General features: G+C 64.6%; 16 protein-coding genes. 6 read left to right on the top strand and 10 right to left on the bottom strand.

Annotated elements, in window-relative coordinates; genetic code table 11:
* The first annotated feature begins 37 nt into the window (after nt 1-37).
* Genes BTH42_RS18365 through BTH42_RS18375 form a run of 3 tightly spaced genes read left to right on the top strand, consistent with a single transcriptional unit; the run spans nt 38 to nt 2,623 of the window.
* Entirely contained in the window at nt 38-1,297 is a 1,260-nt protein-coding gene (locus BTH42_RS18365; RefSeq protein ID WP_075301964.1) for a M48 family metallopeptidase, read from the top strand.
* Nucleotides 1,294-2,301, top strand: coding sequence for a ribosome small subunit-dependent GTPase A (rsgA, locus tag BTH42_RS18370; RefSeq protein ID WP_075301966.1), 1,008 nt, complete (start codon nt 1,294-1,296; stop codon nt 2,299-2,301). Before BTH42_RS18365 ends, rsgA begins: the two co-directional genes overlap by 4 nt.
* 1 nt (nt 2,302) lies before the next feature.
* Nucleotides 2,303-2,623: a DUF2007 domain-containing protein gene (locus BTH42_RS18375; protein ID WP_075301968.1), complete on the top strand. Its 321-nt coding sequence runs from the start codon at nt 2,303-2,305 to the stop codon at nt 2,621-2,623.
* 122 nt (nt 2,624-2,745) lie between these two features.
* Here the strand turns inward: BTH42_RS18375 and BTH42_RS18380 are convergent, their stop codons facing one another.
* From BTH42_RS18380 to rpsP, 6 genes are all read right to left on the bottom strand, one after another.
* Entirely contained in the window at nt 2,746-3,684 is a 939-nt protein-coding gene (locus BTH42_RS18380) for a CobD/CbiB family protein (protein WP_075301970.1), read from the bottom strand.
* 149 nt (nt 3,685-3,833) lie between these two features.
* On the bottom strand, nt 3,834-4,610 hold the full coding sequence (locus BTH42_RS18385) for a CoA pyrophosphatase (RefSeq protein ID WP_075301972.1): 777 nt from the start codon (nt 4,608-4,610) through the stop codon (nt 3,834-3,836).
* A gap of 87 nt (nt 4,611-4,697) precedes the next feature.
* The gene (rplS, locus tag BTH42_RS18390) at nt 4,698-5,084 is read right to left on the bottom strand and encodes a 50S ribosomal protein L19 (RefSeq protein WP_013090115.1); all 387 of its coding nucleotides are present in this window, start codon (nt 5,082-5,084) and stop codon (nt 4,698-4,700) included.
* 165 nt (nt 5,085-5,249) lie between these two features.
* Nucleotides 5,250-6,017 carry a tRNA (guanosine(37)-N1)-methyltransferase TrmD gene (trmD, locus tag BTH42_RS18395; RefSeq protein ID WP_075301974.1) on the bottom strand — a complete coding sequence of 256 codons (768 nt, stop codon included), beginning with the start codon at nt 6,015-6,017 and terminating at the stop codon, nt 5,250-5,252.
* A 25-nt stretch (nt 6,018-6,042) separates the two neighbouring features.
* Complete coding sequence (rimM, locus tag BTH42_RS18400) at nt 6,043-6,768, bottom strand: ribosome maturation factor RimM (protein WP_075301976.1); 726 nt, start codon at nt 6,766-6,768, stop codon at nt 6,043-6,045.
* A gap of 134 nt (nt 6,769-6,902) precedes the next feature.
* Entirely contained in the window at nt 6,903-7,157 is a 255-nt protein-coding gene (gene rpsP / locus BTH42_RS18405; RefSeq protein ID WP_013090118.1) for a 30S ribosomal protein S16, read from the bottom strand.
* A gap of 198 nt (nt 7,158-7,355) precedes the next feature.
* Here rpsP and BTH42_RS18410 point away from each other — a divergent pair, with 198 nt between their 5' ends.
* Complete coding sequence (locus BTH42_RS18410; protein WP_256702091.1) at nt 7,356-8,504, top strand: sorbosone dehydrogenase family protein; 1,149 nt, start codon at nt 7,356-7,358, stop codon at nt 8,502-8,504.
* A 141-nt stretch (nt 8,505-8,645) separates the two neighbouring features.
* A complete protein-coding gene (locus tag BTH42_RS18415; RefSeq protein ID WP_075301978.1) occupies nt 8,646-9,113 on the top strand; it encodes an NINE protein in 468 nt (155 codons plus the stop codon).
* A 43-nt stretch (nt 9,114-9,156) separates the two neighbouring features.
* Here BTH42_RS18415 and BTH42_RS18420 read toward each other — a convergent pair whose 3' ends face one another.
* Nucleotides 9,157-10,311 (bottom strand): PA0069 family radical SAM protein, encoded by a 1,155-nt coding sequence (locus BTH42_RS18420; protein ID WP_075301980.1) that lies wholly within the window; start codon nt 10,309-10,311, stop codon nt 9,157-9,159.
* Between the two features lie 155 nt (nt 10,312-10,466).
* The gene (locus tag BTH42_RS18425) at nt 10,467-10,955 is read right to left on the bottom strand and encodes an Lrp/AsnC ligand binding domain-containing protein (RefSeq protein ID WP_062127950.1); all 489 of its coding nucleotides are present in this window, start codon (nt 10,953-10,955) and stop codon (nt 10,467-10,469) included.
* A 191-nt stretch (nt 10,956-11,146) separates the two neighbouring features.
* On the opposite strand from BTH42_RS18425, the gene BTH42_RS18430 reads away from it, so the two are divergent.
* Entirely contained in the window at nt 11,147-12,433 is a 1,287-nt protein-coding gene (locus BTH42_RS18430; RefSeq protein WP_075301982.1) for a D-amino acid dehydrogenase, read from the top strand.
* A 149-nt stretch (nt 12,434-12,582) separates the two neighbouring features.
* Here the strand turns inward: BTH42_RS18430 and BTH42_RS18435 are convergent, their stop codons facing one another.
* Both BTH42_RS18435 and BTH42_RS18440 read right to left on the bottom strand, forming a co-directional pair.
* Complete coding sequence (locus tag BTH42_RS18435; protein WP_075301984.1) at nt 12,583-14,373, bottom strand: acyl-CoA dehydrogenase; 1,791 nt, start codon at nt 14,371-14,373, stop codon at nt 12,583-12,585.
* Between the two features lie 117 nt (nt 14,374-14,490).
* A partial coding sequence (locus tag BTH42_RS18440; protein WP_218642013.1) for an electron transfer flavoprotein subunit alpha/FixB family protein occupies nt 14,491-14,679 on the bottom strand: 189 nt, incomplete at its 5' end.

Below are 14,679 nucleotides of genomic sequence, written 5' to 3' on the forward strand. Positions count from 1 at the left end.
ACATATAATTCTCGCATAGATACCACGGAATCCCCGGATGCCTACCCTGTACTTCACCACTCTGTTCGTCATCGCGGTCGTCGCGATGGTCGGCACCAAACTCTGGCTCGCGTCGCGGCAGATCCGCTTCGTCGCGGGCCATCGCGAGCAGGTGCCCAGCCAGTTCGCGACCACGATCGCCCTGTCGGCGCACCAGCGCGCAGCCGACTACACGGTCGAGCGCACCCGGCTCGCGATGATCGAAATCGTCGTCGGCGCGGCCGTGCTGATCTGGCTCACGCTGCTCGGCGGCGTGCAGATGCTCGATCTGGCGATCTCCGACTGGCTCGGCCGCGGCTACCTCGGGCAGATCGCGCTGGTCGCGGCGGTGATCGCGATCACCAGCGCGATCGACCTGCCGTTCGACTACTACCGGCAGTTCGTCGTCGAACAGCGTTTCGGCTTCAACCGGATGAGTAAAGGGCTGTTCTTCTTCGACCGTCTGAAAGGCACGCTGCTCGGCGCCGCGTTCGGCCTGCCGCTGCTGTTCGTGGTGCTGTGGCTGATGAGCCGCGCCGGCAACCTGTGGTGGCTGTGGGCGTGGGTCGTGTGGGTCGCGTTCCAGATGTTCGGCCTGCTGATTTTCCCGACCTTCATCGCACCGCTGTTCAACAAGTTCGAACCGCTGAAGGACGAGGCGCTGGTCAATCGCATCGAGGCGCTGATGAAGCGCTGCGGCTTTGCCGCGAAGGGCCTGTTCGTGATGGACGGCAGCCGCCGCTCCGCGCACGGCAACGCGTATTTCACCGGCTTCGGCGCCAGCAAGCGCATCGTGTTTTTCGACACGCTGCTTGCGCGCCTGTCGGGCCGCGAGATCGAAGCGGTGCTCGCGCACGAGCTCGGCCACTTCAAGCGCCGTCACGTGATGAAACGGATGCTCGTCACTTTCGCGATCAGCCTCGTGATGCTCGCGCTGCTCGGCTGGCTGTCGCAATGCGTGTGGTTCTACGAAGGGCTCGGCGTGCGGCCGTCGCTGATCGGCGGCAATAGCGGGCTCGCGCTGGTGCTGTTCTTCCTCGCGCTGCCGGTGTTCATGTTCTTCGTCACGCCGCTCGGCAGCCTCAGCTCGCGCAAGCACGAGTTCGAAGCCGACGCGTTCGCGGCGACCCAGACCGACGCGCAGGATCTCGTCAACGCGCTGGTCAAGCTGTACGAGGACAACGCGTCGACGCTGACGCCCGATCCGCTCTACACCGCGTTCTACTACTCGCATCCGCCGGCATCGCAGCGGATCGACCGACTGCTGCGTCACGCATGAGCGCCCGCGCCCCGAAAAAAGCGCCGCGCGCGCAAGCCGGCGCGCACGGCACGCGTGTCGGCGGGCTGGTGGTGGCCGCGCATGGCCGTCACTATCTGGTCGCGCCCGAGGATGGCGGCGCAATGCTGCAATGCTTCCCGCGCGGCAAGCGCAGCGAGGTCGCGGTCGGCGACCGGGTGATCTACGAGCCGACGTCAGCGGATCAGGGCGTGATCGTCGAGATCGGCGAGCGGCGCAATCTGCTGTATCGCTCGGATCAGTACAAGTCGAAGCTGTTCGCCGCGAATCTCGATCAACTGCTGATCGTGCTCGCGACCGAGCCGCATTTCAGCGAAGACCTGCTCGGCCGCGCGCTGGTCGCCGCCGAAGCGAACGAGCTGAAGCCGCTGATCGTGCTGAACAAGATCGACGTCACCGCCGCGCTCGACGGCGCGCGCCGCCGGCTCGAGCCGTATCGCGCGCTTGGCTATCCGGTGCTGGAAGTGTCAATCCGCATGCAGCCCGAGGAGGCGCGCGCGGTGCTGAGCGAGCATCTGCGCGATCATGCGACGCTGCTGCTCGGCCAGTCCGGGATGGGCAAGTCGACGCTGGTGAACCTGCTGATTCCGGACGCCGAAGTCGCGACGCGCGAGATTTCGACCGCGCTGAATAGCGGCCGCCATACCACGACGTTTACACGGCTTTATCCGCTGCCGGTGAACACGAACAGTGCGGGCGACGCGGATGGCTCGACCGGCGTGAATCATGTGATCGGCTCAGCCGGCGCACTGATCGATTCGCCGGGCTTCCAGGAATTCGGCCTGCACCATCTGACCGAAGGCCGGCTCGAACGCGCGTTTCCGGAATTCCGGCCGCTGCTGCCGAACTGCCGGTTCTACAACTGCCACCATCTGCACGAGCCCGGCTGCGCGATTCTCGAAGCGGTCGCCGATGGCCGGATCCGCCGCGAACGGCATGCGCTGTATGCGCAGCTCGTGCATGAGGCAAGTCAGATCGTCCGCTGACATGAAGCTGATGCGCGCGCCGAATCTGATCATCGGACAGCATTGGGTCAACGTGCTGCAGAGCGCGGGGATCGCGTGCGAATTGCACAACCGCTATCTGAACGGCGCGCTCGGCGAAATTCCGGCCGATCAGTGCGCGCCGGAACTGTGGCTCGTCGACGAACGCGACGCGGCGCTCGCGCGACGCCTGATCGAAGCGGCATCGCAAGGGCCGGCGCCGGACGCGCCAGGCTGGCGGTGCCGGCAATGCGGCGAGCTGCTCGAGGCGCAGTTCACCGTGTGCTGGCAATGCGGGACCGCGCGCGATCCGTTGCAGGAGTGAGGTCGGTCCGTTGCGATCATGGTGACTGAAGGGTCGCGACGTTCTGGAGCGCAATTGAAAAAGCCGGGCATTGATTGCCCGGCTTTTTTGTTTGCTGCTGCTGCGTTACGCGGTGAATTGCGTCACGCGAGCCACACCGCGATCGTCAGCATCAGCAACAGAATCATCCACAGCACGACCGCGCGCCACACGAGGCCCACCGCCGATTGCAGCGTGCGCGGCGTGCAGTCGTCGCCGACCTGCAACGGGCCGCCGTCGCCGGTTGCGAGCGCATCGAGACTCGACGGCTCGGCGAGCGGGCCGGCCAGACGCGCGCCCAGCGCCCCACTGCCCGCGGCGAGCAGCACGCCGTCGTTCGCGTCGGGCCACTGCCGCGCGTGATTGCGCCACGAGTAAATCGCATCCTCGAAATTGCCGACGATCGCAAAACCCAGCGACGTCAGCCGCGCCGGCACCCAGTCGATCACGAAGAACGCGCGCTGCGCGAAACTCGAGAATGCGGCGGTCCGCTCGTCCCCCGGCTGTGCCCATGCGCGCGCCAGGTACTCCGCGCAGCGGTACAGCACCGCTCCCGCCGGCCCCACAGGAATCAGAAACCAGAAGAACACGCCGAACACATGGCGATGCGACGCGACCACCGCGTGAATCAGTGTATGCCGGACGATCTCGCTGACCGGCATGTCGACGGTGTCGAGCCCGGTCCATTCGCTGAGAATTTCGCGCGCACGCGGCACGTCGTCGTTATTCAACGCGAGGTGGATGTCGGTGAAGTAATGGCTGAACTGCCGGAAGCCGAGCGTGAAGTACAGCACCACCACGTTCCACAGGAACGCGAGCATGAAGTGAAGGTGATACAGCACGTAGTAGACGAGCGCGACCGCGAGCGTCCAGGGCACCACCACCACGAGCCACGCGAGCAGACCGTGGCGCGGCTTGCCGGCATCGAATCCGTGCGCCGCCGACTCCCCATGGTATTGAAGCAACGCGGACACCGGATTATTCGGCGACAACGCGCGTAACTGTTCAATGATCAGAGCCAGCAATACGGAGAAAAAAGTCATGCGATGCGCCGTGCTTTTCGAGTTTTACGATTGTTTTATAACGATAGCACAGGGTCGGATGAGTCTGAGCAGGCACGCTGACAAAGGGCCGACAAGTGCGTCGTCCGCGCAACTCTAACCGTTCGGTTGGTCGTATGGGTCCGCCCGCTTCATGCGGCGAGGAAGCGATAGAAGTTGCGCAGCATCGCGGCCGTCGCGCCCCAGATGAAATGCTGGCCGCTTTGCACGGCTGCAGGGGTGGCGGTTTCAACAGTGCGCTCAGCGCGCGCGCGGGGTGCGCGTTGCTGCTGCGCGAGCTCGGGCGCCACGGTCATCTCACCGCGCGGATAAGGCATCGCAAAGAAGCGGCGCTCGCCGCCTTCATAGCGGAACAGACGCTCTTCATGATTGGCCGGGTTCATCAGGAACGCGAGCGGCACTTCGAATACCTCGGCCACTTCGAGCGTATCGATCTGCAGCGAAAACGGCGGATGCACGAGACCGATCACCGGCGACACGCAAAAGCCGGTGCCGGTCAGATAGTCGGGCAACGCGCCGAGCACTTCAACCCGCGACTCGTCGAGGCCGACTTCTTCGCGCGCCTCGCGCAGCGCGGTCGCGATCGCGTCGGCATCGAACGGTTCCTGGCGGCCGCCGGGAAAACTCACCTGGCCGGCGTGATCGCTCAGATGATCCGCGCGCTGCGTGAGCAACACGGTCAGGCCGTGGTCGCGCACCACCAGCGGCACCAGCACCGCGGCCACACGGGGATCGAGTTCGGAATTGCGCCACGGCGCATCGGCGATTTTTTCGGGCGTCCAGGCAAGCTGTCGCTCGAAGCGGGCCCGCAGCGCGTCGGGCGTCAGACGTTCGCCGGCGACCGGGGGCAGATCGGCGCCGGTTGCGATGACCGGCAGGGTTTCGGGCTCAAAGACGGGGCGGATCAACGGGTCTCTCTACTGAGCGGGGACATCTCGCTATTTTGACCTGGCAAATAAAAAAGCACCCGCTGGGGGTGCTTTTTCTTACAGCATTTACGCCTGGGAAGCAGCGCGGTCCTTCGAGACCAGCTTTTCCTTGATTCGAGCCGACTTGCCCGAACGCTCGCGCAGGTAGTACAGCTTTGCGCGACGCACATCGCCACGACGCTTGACGACGATGCTTGCCAGCAGCGGCGAATACGTCTGGAACGTACGCTCGACGCCTTCGCCCGACGAAATCTTGCGGACGATGAACGACGAATTCAGACCACGGTTACGCTTGGCGATCACGACGCCTTCGTAAGCCTGCACACGCTTACGCGTGCCTTCAACCACGTTCACGCTGACGATGACCGTGTCGCCCGGACCGAAGTCGGGGATGGTCTTTTCGCCGAGAACGCGCGCGATTTCTTCCTGCTCGAGTTTTGCAATCAGGTTCATTTCTGACTCCTAGATCCATCTTGTCGGCGTTCGTACCTGCGTCACGCGATATTGCGCGAGTTGCCCCGCTGCGTTCGGCTACGGCCCCGATAGAGGATGGGTTCACATCTGGCGCCGCACACGCATGTACGGCACCGCCTTGTGTCCGCTCGAAAGACCGGGGCCTCAGGCCTTCGGCTCTTCCTTCGCGAGACTTGCGAGCCATGCCTCGTCGGCACGGCTCAACATCTTGTTCTTCCTGGCCTTCACGATCAGATCGGGCCGTTTGTTCAGCGTGTTGCGCAATGCCTCACGACGGCGCCACGCTTCGATTTCCGCATGATGGCCGCCGAGCAGCACATCGGGCACGCGCACACCCTCGTATTCCTCGGGGCGCGTGTAATGCGGACAATCGAGCAGCACGTCGACGAAGCTGTCCTGCACCGCCGACTGCGAATCGTTGAGCACGCCGGGCAACTGCCGCACCACCGCATCCATCAACGCCATCGCGGGCAACTCGCCGCCGGACAGCACGAAGTCGCCGAGACTGACTTCCTCGTCGACGACGCGGTCGAGCAGACGCTGGTCGATCGCTTCGTAACGCCCGCACAACAGGATCAGGCCGGGTTCGGTCGCGAACTTCATCACGCGCTCGTGATTCAACGTGGCGCCTTGCGGCGACATCATCACGACGCGCGACGCGCCGATGCCCTGCTCCGTCTGCGCCGCTTTCGCGGCGTTGATCGCGTCTTCGAGCGGCCGGCCCAGCATCACCATGCCGGGGCCGCCACCGTATGGGCGATCGTCGATCGTGCGGTAGTTGTCGGTGGTGAAATCGCGCGGATTCCACGTACGCAACCCATAGCGCTGCTGCTTCGCGGCCCGGCTGGTGATACCCCAGTCGGTCAACGCGCGGAACATTTCCGGAAAGAGCGTTACGACATCGAACTGCATCGCTCTCTCCATTCAACGAAAGATTTCAATAGTCGGCTTCCCAATCGACGACGATCTGCTTTGCCGCCTGGTCAACCGTTTTGACAAAGACGCCGACGAACGGGATCATGCGCTCGCCTGCGACCGGCTTGCCGGTTTTGTCGGTAGCCGGATATTCGATACGCAGCACCGACTGCGCACCGTTGTCGATCATGCCTGCGACCTTGCCGAGATTGACCCCGGCGAGGTTCACCACATCCAGGCCGATCAGATCGACCCAGTAGAATTCGTCGGCTTCGAGAGCCGGAAATTCGCTGCGGCTGATATACACGCGGGAACCGCGCAAGGCCAGCGCCGCATCGCGGTCAGCGACGCCGCCCAGATGGGCAACCACGCTGTCGCTATGCGTTTTGGCCTGCAAGGAAGGCGTCGATCTGCGCTCCTGGCCTCTGAGCAGCCACCAGCGCTTCGCGCTCAGCAAGGCGTCGCCGCCATGCCCGGCGTCCGCATGCGCGGCCACCTTGACCCAGCCTTTGAGACCATACGCGTCGACGATTGCGCCGACCTCGACCGCATCGGCCGGCCAGCTTGCCGCCGTTTCCGCGCGCATTTCTGCTGCTTCGGAAGCGGCGCTTGCGGCAGTGGCTTTCGCCGCGCCTTCGGCACGCTCGACCGGCTTGCGGACGAATGCGCCGAACGACGCCTGACCAGACGCTTTCGCGCGCGAAGTTGCCTTGGCGCGATCAGAACTGCCGGAATCACGCTCGGACATGAGATACCCTCGACGACAACTTCGCTGCCTGCTGCGGCGTCTGCCTCAGTAAAACAATGTGCGCATCGGACTGCTCGTGCGAGTTGCGCGAGCCGCCGGCCACGCCGACGACGATACGCGTGCGGGCCGCCATATTAAGCAGCCGGCTGCGCCTTTTGCGCTTCCTTCACGAGACGCTCGACGGTCGGCGACAGTTGTGCGCCAACGCCTTGCCAGTACGTCAGGCGGTCCTGAGCGATACGGAGCGATTCGCCCTTCGTAGCGACCGGGTTGTAGAAGCCGACGCGCTCGATGAAGCGGCCGTCACGACGGCTACGCGAATCGGTGGCGACGATGTTGTAGAACGGGCGCTTCTTGGAGCCGCCACGAGCCAAGCGGATGATGACCATACTAGAATCCTTGAAAACCGGGGTTCGGAACGACTGAAACACGCGATTATAGCGGGAAACCGACGCCATAACAAACACTTACCGGGATAAACTGAGCGACCGGACCGCGCGGGCCATCCACAAAAGGCCCGCGAACCCGCTCAAACGCCCGAATTTCCTGAGGGAGCGCCCGTGCAACGCCCGTCGATCGCCTCGTTTCTGCCAGCGTTTTTTGTCTTTTTCGCGCGCGTTGTCCGTGGGACGCGAAGCCGGATTCTACGCGTGGCGGCCGCGAGTTGGCTCGCCGCTCAGGCATTGACGGCCGCCGCCTCTTTGCCGGTCGAAAAAATCAAGCTGCCGCCGGGCTTTCATATTGAAGTGCTGTCCGACGAAGTACCCAGCGCGCGCGCGATGGCGCTATCGCCGAAAGGCATTCTCTATATAGGCAGCCTGGACGGCCACGTCTACGCGCTCGAACTGCGCGACGGTCGCGCGACCGCCCGCCACGTGATCGCGTCCGGCCTGCAGATTCCGGCGGGCGTCGCATGGCGCGACGGCGCGCTGTACGTGTCCGCGGTGTCGAAGATCGTCCGTTTCGATGCGATCGACACCCATCTGAGCGATCCGCCGAAACCCGTCGTCGTTACCGACAAACTGCCCGCCGAAACCCATCACGGCCTGAAATTCATCGCGTTCGGCCCCGACGGCAAGCTGTACGTGCCGCAGGGCGCGCCGTGCAACATCTGCGACAAAGACCCGGACCGCTACGCACTGATCGGCCGGATGGATCCCGACGGCAGCCACTACGAAGCGTTCGCGCGCGGTATCCGCAATTCGGTCGGCTTCGCGTGGCACCCGGTCACGCACGAACTGTGGTTCACCGACAACGGCCGCGACCTGCTCGGCGACGACATCCCCAGCGACGAGCTCAATCGCGCGCCGCGCGCCGGGATGCACTTCGGCTTTCCGTACTGCCACGCCGGCGACATCGCGGACCCGGAATTCGGCAAGGACCGTCCGTGCAACCAGTTCACGCCGCCGGTGGTGAAGCTCGGCGCTCACGTCGCGGCGCTCGGCATGCGCTTTTACGACGGCCCGATGTTTCCGGCCGACTACCGCAACAATATTTTTATCGCCGAGCACGGCTCGTGGAATCGCAGCAGGAAGGTCGGCTACCGGGTGGTGCGCGTGATTACCGATCCGGACGGCAGCCACGCGCGCCAGCAGGTGTTCGCGGAAGGCTGGCTGCAGCCCGGCGAAGCGGTCTGGGGCCGTCCCGCCGACGTGCTGCCGCTGCCCGACGGCTCGCTGCTGATCAGCGACGATCACGCGGGCGCGATTTATCGCGTGACGTATTCGGCGCCGTAAGCCGACACCACGCGCTCACCCCACACGCGCCGCTGCCCCGCCACGTGGCCATCGCCACGCGGCGGGCGTAGAATGCGCGTCGTTCCGCGCCCCGCCGCGCGCCGCTCCTTTCGACCGTCCGTCACTCTGCCCACCGCGTTTATGTCCACCGTTGCCTCGACTTCCCCGCGTTTCAGATCCAAGACACTGACCGCCGCGCTCGCCTTTCTGTTCGGCAGCCTCGGCGCCCATCGCTTCTATCTGTACGGCACGCGGGATATCTACGGCTGGGCGCATCTGCTCGGCACGCTGATCGGCATTCCGGGCGTGATGCTGCTGGTGGCCACCGAGCGCGCGTCGATACTCGGCTGGGTGCTGGCGACCATCGGCGCGATTTCACTGTTCGCCGCATTTCTGGCCGCGCTCGTTTATGGACTGCGGCCCGATCAGAAGTGGGACGCCCAGTTCAACGCGCACACGCAGCGCAAAAGCCGCTCTGGCTGGACCGTCATTTTCGTCGTGATCTTTTCGCTGCTGATCGGCGCGTTCCTGCTGATGACCGGGCTCGCGCTCGGGTTTCAGACCTACTTCGAAAGTCAGGTGGAAGCGGCCAAGGAGATTTCGCAGTAACCGGACGTCACACGCCACGCGACGCGGGTGGCCGCTGCCGAGCTTAGAACAGCCGCAGTTGCGGATTGTCGCGTGCCGGCGCCGCTGCCGTCTCCGCCGTACGCGCCGGCTCGACCCGGCGAAAGTGCGACATATCGAGAATGCCGTGGTCGCGCCGGTTCAATCCCAACCGGCGCACGGCGTTGTAAAAGCGCTGCCTGAGCAGGTCCGCCCACAGCCCCTCCCCCTTCATACGCGCCGCGAACGACGCGTCATAGTCCTTGCCGCCGCGCATATCCCGCACGCGGCTCATCACCCTATCCGCCCGGTCCGGGAAATGCGCGGTGAGCCAATCCTTGAATAGCGGCGCGACCTCCCACGGCAAGCGCAGCACGATATAGCTCGCGTTGCTGGCGCCCGCTTCCGCGCAGGCTTCGAGCACGCGCTCCAGATCGGGCTCGGTGACGAACGGAATCACCGGCGCGATGCTGACGCCGACCGGAATGCCCGCTTCGCTGAGCGTACGGATCGCGCGCAGCCGGCGCGACGGCGTGGCCGCGCGCGGTTCGAGGGTGCGCGCGATATCCGCATCCAACGTGGTGATCGTGATCGCCGCCATGAATTGCCCGCGCGCGGCCATCGGCGCGAGCAGGTCGATGTCGCGCTCGATCAGCGACGACTTGGTGATCGCCGCGAACGGCTGGTTGCGCTCGCTGAGCACCTCGATCACGCGGCGCGTGAGGCGCAGATCGCGTTCGGCGGGCTGCCACGCATCGGTCGCAACGCCGAGCGCGATCGGCTCCGGTACGTACGACTTCTTCGACAGCTCGCGCTCGAGCAGCTCCGGCGCATTGATCTTCGCGTAGATACGGCTCTCGAAATCGAGCCCCGGCGACAAGCCGAGATAACTATGCGTAGGCCGTGCGAAGCAATAGATGCAGCCATGCTCGCAGCCGCGATACGGGTTCAGCGACACGCTAAAAGGGATGTCCGGCGACGCGTTGCGCGTGAGGATCGTCTTCGCGCGCTCTTCGAACACCTGCGTGCGCAGCGCCTTCGGCTCGCCGTCTTCGTCCGCTGCCTGCCAGCCGTCGTCGACGGTTTCACGCTGGTCGACTTCGTAGCGGCCCTGCAGGTTCGTGACCGCGCCGCGCCCTTTACGCGGCGCGGGCGGCGCTATCGGGAATTCGGGAATATCAGGGGTATCGGGATCGTCCACGGCGAGGCCATGCGAAACAGGAAACGACAAAGGAAAACGGCGCAAACACCTGTATAAATATACAGTGTTTACGCCGTTTGTCGAGTGTCGAATTAGCTCGCGCGGGCTTTGCCGCGCCGCCGCCGATTCCCGTCAATCAGTCAGTTAGTCCCCACTCACTCGCCGACCGCGATCGTCAGCGTCTCCTTGATTTCCTCCATCACCACATAGCTCTTCGACTGCACCGCGCCGGGCAGCTGCAACAGGATATCGCCGAGCAGCTTGCGGTAGTCGGCCATCTCGCCGATGCGCGCCTTGATCAGATAGTCGAAATCGCCCGACACCAGGTGGCATTCGAGCACCTCGGGAATCTTCTGCACCTCGCGGCGGAACTGGTCGAACATGTTGCCGCTTTTATGATCGAGCGTGATCTCGACGAACACCAGCAGCGCCGCGCCCAACTCGGCCGGGTTCACGCGCGCGTAGTAGCCGGTGATCACGCCGTCGCGCTCCATCCGCTTCACGCGCTCGATGCACGGCGTCACCGACAGCCCGACCTGTTCCGCGAGGTCCTTCATCGCCATCCGGCCGTCCTGCTGCAACAGCCTGAGAATCTTGTGATCCAGCTTGTCGAGAGCCCGCACGGGCTGGCGTTGTGTACGCATGGTCTTTTTTCTGAATTCTGAAAAAATACGATAACAAAAACTGCCTGACTCTCAATAGTATAGCGGTTAACACTGGGCATACCGTATTTCACCTTGCGTTATCGCCTGTCGAGACCGAACTGGGTCGACAGGCGCCGCGTCCCGCGATACGCGCATTGCCCTCACTCTACTTTTGAATCCCTGGAGCAGCTATGCGAGTCGTCGTTTTGGGCAGTGGCGTCGTAGGCGTGACGAGCGCGTATTACCTCGCCCGCGCCGGTCACGAAGTCACCGTGATCGATCGCGAAGCCGGCCCGGCGCTCGAAACCAGTTTCGCCAACGCGGGCCAGATCTCGCCGGGCTACGCATCGCCGTGGGCCGCGCCGGGCGTGCCGCTGAAGGCGCTCAAGTGGATGTTCCAGAAGCACGCGCCGCTCGCGATCCGTCTGGACGGCACGACATTCCAGCTGCAATGGATGTGGCAGATGCTGCAGAACTGCACCGAGTCGCGTTATGCGGTCAACAAAGGCCGCATGGTCCGCCTCGCCGAATACAGCCGCGATTGTCTGCAGGCGCTGCGCGCCGACACCGGCATCCGCTACGAAGGCCGCACCGGCGGCACGCTGCAGGTGTTTCGCACGCAGCAGCAGTTCGACGGCGCCGCGAAAGACATCGCGGTGCTGCGAGATGCCAACGTGCCGTACGAACTGCTGTCGGCGGCCGAACTCGCGAAGGCCGAACCGGCGCTCGCCGCGGTGTCGCACAAGCTGACCGGCGGCCTGCGCCTGCCCGGCGACGAAACCGGCGACTGCCAGATGTTCACCACGCGTCTCGCCGCGCTCGCCGCTGAGCTCGGCGTGAAATTCCGCTACAACACGCCGATCGACGCGCTCGCGATGGCCGGCGACCGCATCGCCGGCGTGCAGTGCGGCGGCGAACTGGTACGCGCGGATTCGTTCGTGGTCGCGCTCGGTTCGTACTCGACGCGTTTGCTCGACGGCATCGTCAGGATTCCGGTCTATCCGCTGAAGGGCTACTCGATCACCGCACCGATCGTCGATGCGGCGGCCGCACCGGTGTCGACCGTGCTCGACGAGACCTACAAGATCGCGATCACGCGTTTCGACGACCGGATTCGCGTCGGCGGGATGGCCGAGATCGTCGGCTTCGACAAATCGCTGCGCCGCGCGCGCCGCGAAACGCTCGAGCTGTGCGTGAACGATCTGTTCCCGGGCGGCGGCGACACCTCGCAGGCGACCTTCTGGACCGGTCTGCGGCCGATGACGCCGGACGGCACGCCGATCGTCGGCCGCACTCCGGTGCCGAACCTGTTCCTGAACACCGGCCACGGCACGCTCGGCTGGACGATGTCGTGCGGCTCGGGGCAACTGCTGGCCGATCTGATGTCGGGCAAGCAGCCGGCGATCCGCGCGGACGATCTGTCGGTGCATCGCTATCTCGGCGAGACCGCGGGCGAGCATCGGCCGGCTTATGCTTGATTAGCGAGCTTGAATCAGCGCGCGGGTGGCAGCAAGCCATGCGGCGGCGCCGCGCGCGCAAGCACTAAAATCACAGCAGCAAAAACAAACGGCGCCTCACGAGGCGCCGTTTGCATTTCAGGCTCAACCGAACCGCGAAAAACGCGCGGTCAGAACTGCTCCGCCGACAAAGCCAGCACGCCCTCACCGCCCTTCGCGCTGACGATCGCCACTTCGAGCGCACGCGCCTGCGGCAGCACGTGCTCCGCGTAGAACTGCGCGGTCGCGATCTTCGCGCCGTAGAACGCAGGATCTTCATCGCGCTTCGCGCTCGCGGCGAGCAGTGCACGCGCCATCTGCCAGCCGCCGAGCACGATGCCCGCGAGCTTCAGATACGGCACGCTGCCGGCGAACACCGCATTCGGATCGCCCTTCGCATTCGCGAGCACGAATTCGACCGCGGCGCCGAGCGCGCGCTGACCGTCGGCGAGCTGCGCCTTCATCGAAGCGAACGCCGCGCCCTGCTGCGCGCCGAGTGCGTCGAGCGTCTGTGCGATACCGGCGAGCAGCGCCTGCGCGACCTTGCCGCCGTCGCGCAGCGTCTTGCGGCCAATCAGATCGTTCGCCTGAATCGCGGTCGTGCCTTCGTAGATCGGCAGAATCCGCGCGTCGCGATAGAACTGCGCGGCGCCGGTTTCCTCGATGAAGCCCATCCCGCCGTGCACCTGCACGCCGAGGCTCGTCACATCGATCGACAGCTCGGTGCTCCAGCCCTTCACGATCGGCACCAGGTATTCGTAGATCGCCTGATGTTGCGCGCGGGTCGCGTCGTCCGGATGACGATGCGCGAGGTCGCAATGCGCAGCCGCGACATATGCGAGCGCACGCGAAGCTTCGGTCAGCGCGCGCATCGTCGACAGCATGCGGCGCACGTCCGGATGCTGGATGATCGCGACCGACTGCTTCGCCGAGCCATCGACCGGCCGGCTCTGCACGCGCTCCTTCGCATACGCGACCGCCTTCTGATACGCGCGATCCGAGATTGCGACGCCCTGCATGCCCACCGCGAAACGCGCGGCGTTCATCATGATGAACATGTATTCGAGGCCGCGATTTTCTTCACCGATCAGCTGGCCGAGCGCGCCGCCGTGGTCGCCGAATTGCAGCACCGCGGTCGGGCTCGCCTTGATGCCGAGCTTGTGTTCGATCGACACGCAATGCACGTCGTTGCGCTCGCCGAGCGAGCCGTCTTCATTGACGAGAAACTTCGGCACCAGAAACAGCGAAATGCCCTTCACGCCTTCGGGCGCGTTCGGCGTACGGCCGAGCACGAGGTGCACGATATTTTTCGCCATATCGTGCTCGCCCCACGTGATGAAAATCTTCGTGCCGAAGATCCGGTACGTGCCATCGGCCTGCGGCTCCGCGCGCGTGCGCACGAGCGCGAGATCGGAGCCGGCCTGCGGCTCGGTCAGGTTCATCGTGCCGGTCCACTCGCCGGAGATCAGCTTCGGCACGAAGGTCTGCTTCTGCGCTTCGCTGCCGGCGGTCAGCAGCGCTTCGATCGCGCCGTCGGTCAACAGCGGACACAGCGCGAACGACAGGTTCGACGCGTTCAGCATCTCGACACACGGCGTGCCGATCAGCTTCGGCAGACCTTGCCCTTCGTAGTCGAGCGGATGCTGCACGCCTTGCCAGCCGCCCTCGGCGAACTGGCGGAACGCGTTGCTAAAACCCGGCGTCGCGGTAACCACGCCGTCTTTCCAACTGCTCGGATTGCGATCGCCTTCGACGTTCAGCGGTGCGAGCACCTCGCCGCACAGCTTCGCCGATTCGTCGAGCACCGCTTGCGCGGTGTCGAGATTCGCGTCTTCAAATCCGGGCAGCTTCGCAATCTCTTCGAGTCCGGCCAGTTCTTTCATCACGAACAACATGTCCTTGATGGGCGCCGTATAGCTCATTTTGTACTCCTCCCTTCCGATGAAAAAAGGGCGCCGAACCTGCTCGGTCCCGCGCCCTTCGCTTGCTGCTGTCAGCGGCCGCCGCCCGGTTACCCGGGTTTGCCGGCGCCGCGGCGCTTAGCCGAGTTCCTTCACGAGTTCCGGCACGACGGTGAACAGATCACCGACGAGGCCGTAATCCGCGACGCTGAAAATCGGCGCTTCTTCGTCCTTGTTGATCGCGACGATCACCTTCGAGTCCTTCATCCCGGCCAGATGCTGGATCGCACCCGAGATGCCGACCGCGACATACAACTGCGGTGCGAC

Source organism: Burkholderia sp. SRS-W-2-2016 (genome assembly GCF_001931485.1).
Taxonomy (GTDB): Bacteria; Pseudomonadota; Gammaproteobacteria; order Burkholderiales; family Burkholderiaceae; genus Paraburkholderia.

Excerpts from the sequence above, each read along its gene's own strand:
- BTH42_RS18365 (WP_075301964.1), top strand. The coding sequence starts at position 38 with ATGCCTACCCTGTACTTCACCACTCTGTTCGTCATCGCGGTCGTCGCG.
- rsgA (WP_075301966.1), top strand. The coding sequence starts at position 1,294 with ATGAGCGCCCGCGCCCCGAAAAAAGCGCCGCGCGCGCAAGCCGGCGCG.
- BTH42_RS18375 (WP_075301968.1), top strand. The coding sequence starts at position 2,303 with ATGAAGCTGATGCGCGCGCCGAATCTGATCATCGGACAGCATTGGGTC.
- BTH42_RS18380 (WP_075301970.1), bottom strand. The coding sequence starts at position 3,684 with ATGACTTTTTTCTCCGTATTGCTGGCTCTGATCATTGAACAGTTACGC.
- rplS (WP_013090115.1), bottom strand. The coding sequence starts at position 5,084 with ATGAACCTGATTGCAAAACTCGAGCAGGAAGAAATCGCGCGCGTTCTC.
- trmD (WP_075301974.1), bottom strand. The coding sequence starts at position 6,017 with ATGCAGTTCGATGTCGTAACGCTCTTTCCGGAAATGTTCCGCGCGTTG.
- rimM (WP_075301976.1), bottom strand. The coding sequence starts at position 6,768 with ATGTCCGAGCGTGATTCCGGCAGTTCTGATCGCGCCAAGGCAACTTCG.
- rpsP (WP_013090118.1), bottom strand. The coding sequence starts at position 7,157 with ATGGTCATCATCCGCTTGGCTCGTGGCGGCTCCAAGAAGCGCCCGTTC.
- BTH42_RS18415 (WP_075301978.1), top strand. The coding sequence starts at position 8,646 with ATGTCCACCGTTGCCTCGACTTCCCCGCGTTTCAGATCCAAGACACTG.
- BTH42_RS18425 (WP_062127950.1), bottom strand. The coding sequence starts at position 10,955 with ATGCGTACACAACGCCAGCCCGTGCGGGCTCTCGACAAGCTGGATCAC.
- BTH42_RS18430 (WP_075301982.1), top strand. The coding sequence starts at position 11,147 with ATGCGAGTCGTCGTTTTGGGCAGTGGCGTCGTAGGCGTGACGAGCGCG.
- BTH42_RS18435 (WP_075301984.1), bottom strand. The coding sequence starts at position 14,373 with ATGAGCTATACGGCGCCCATCAAGGACATGTTGTTCGTGATGAAAGAA.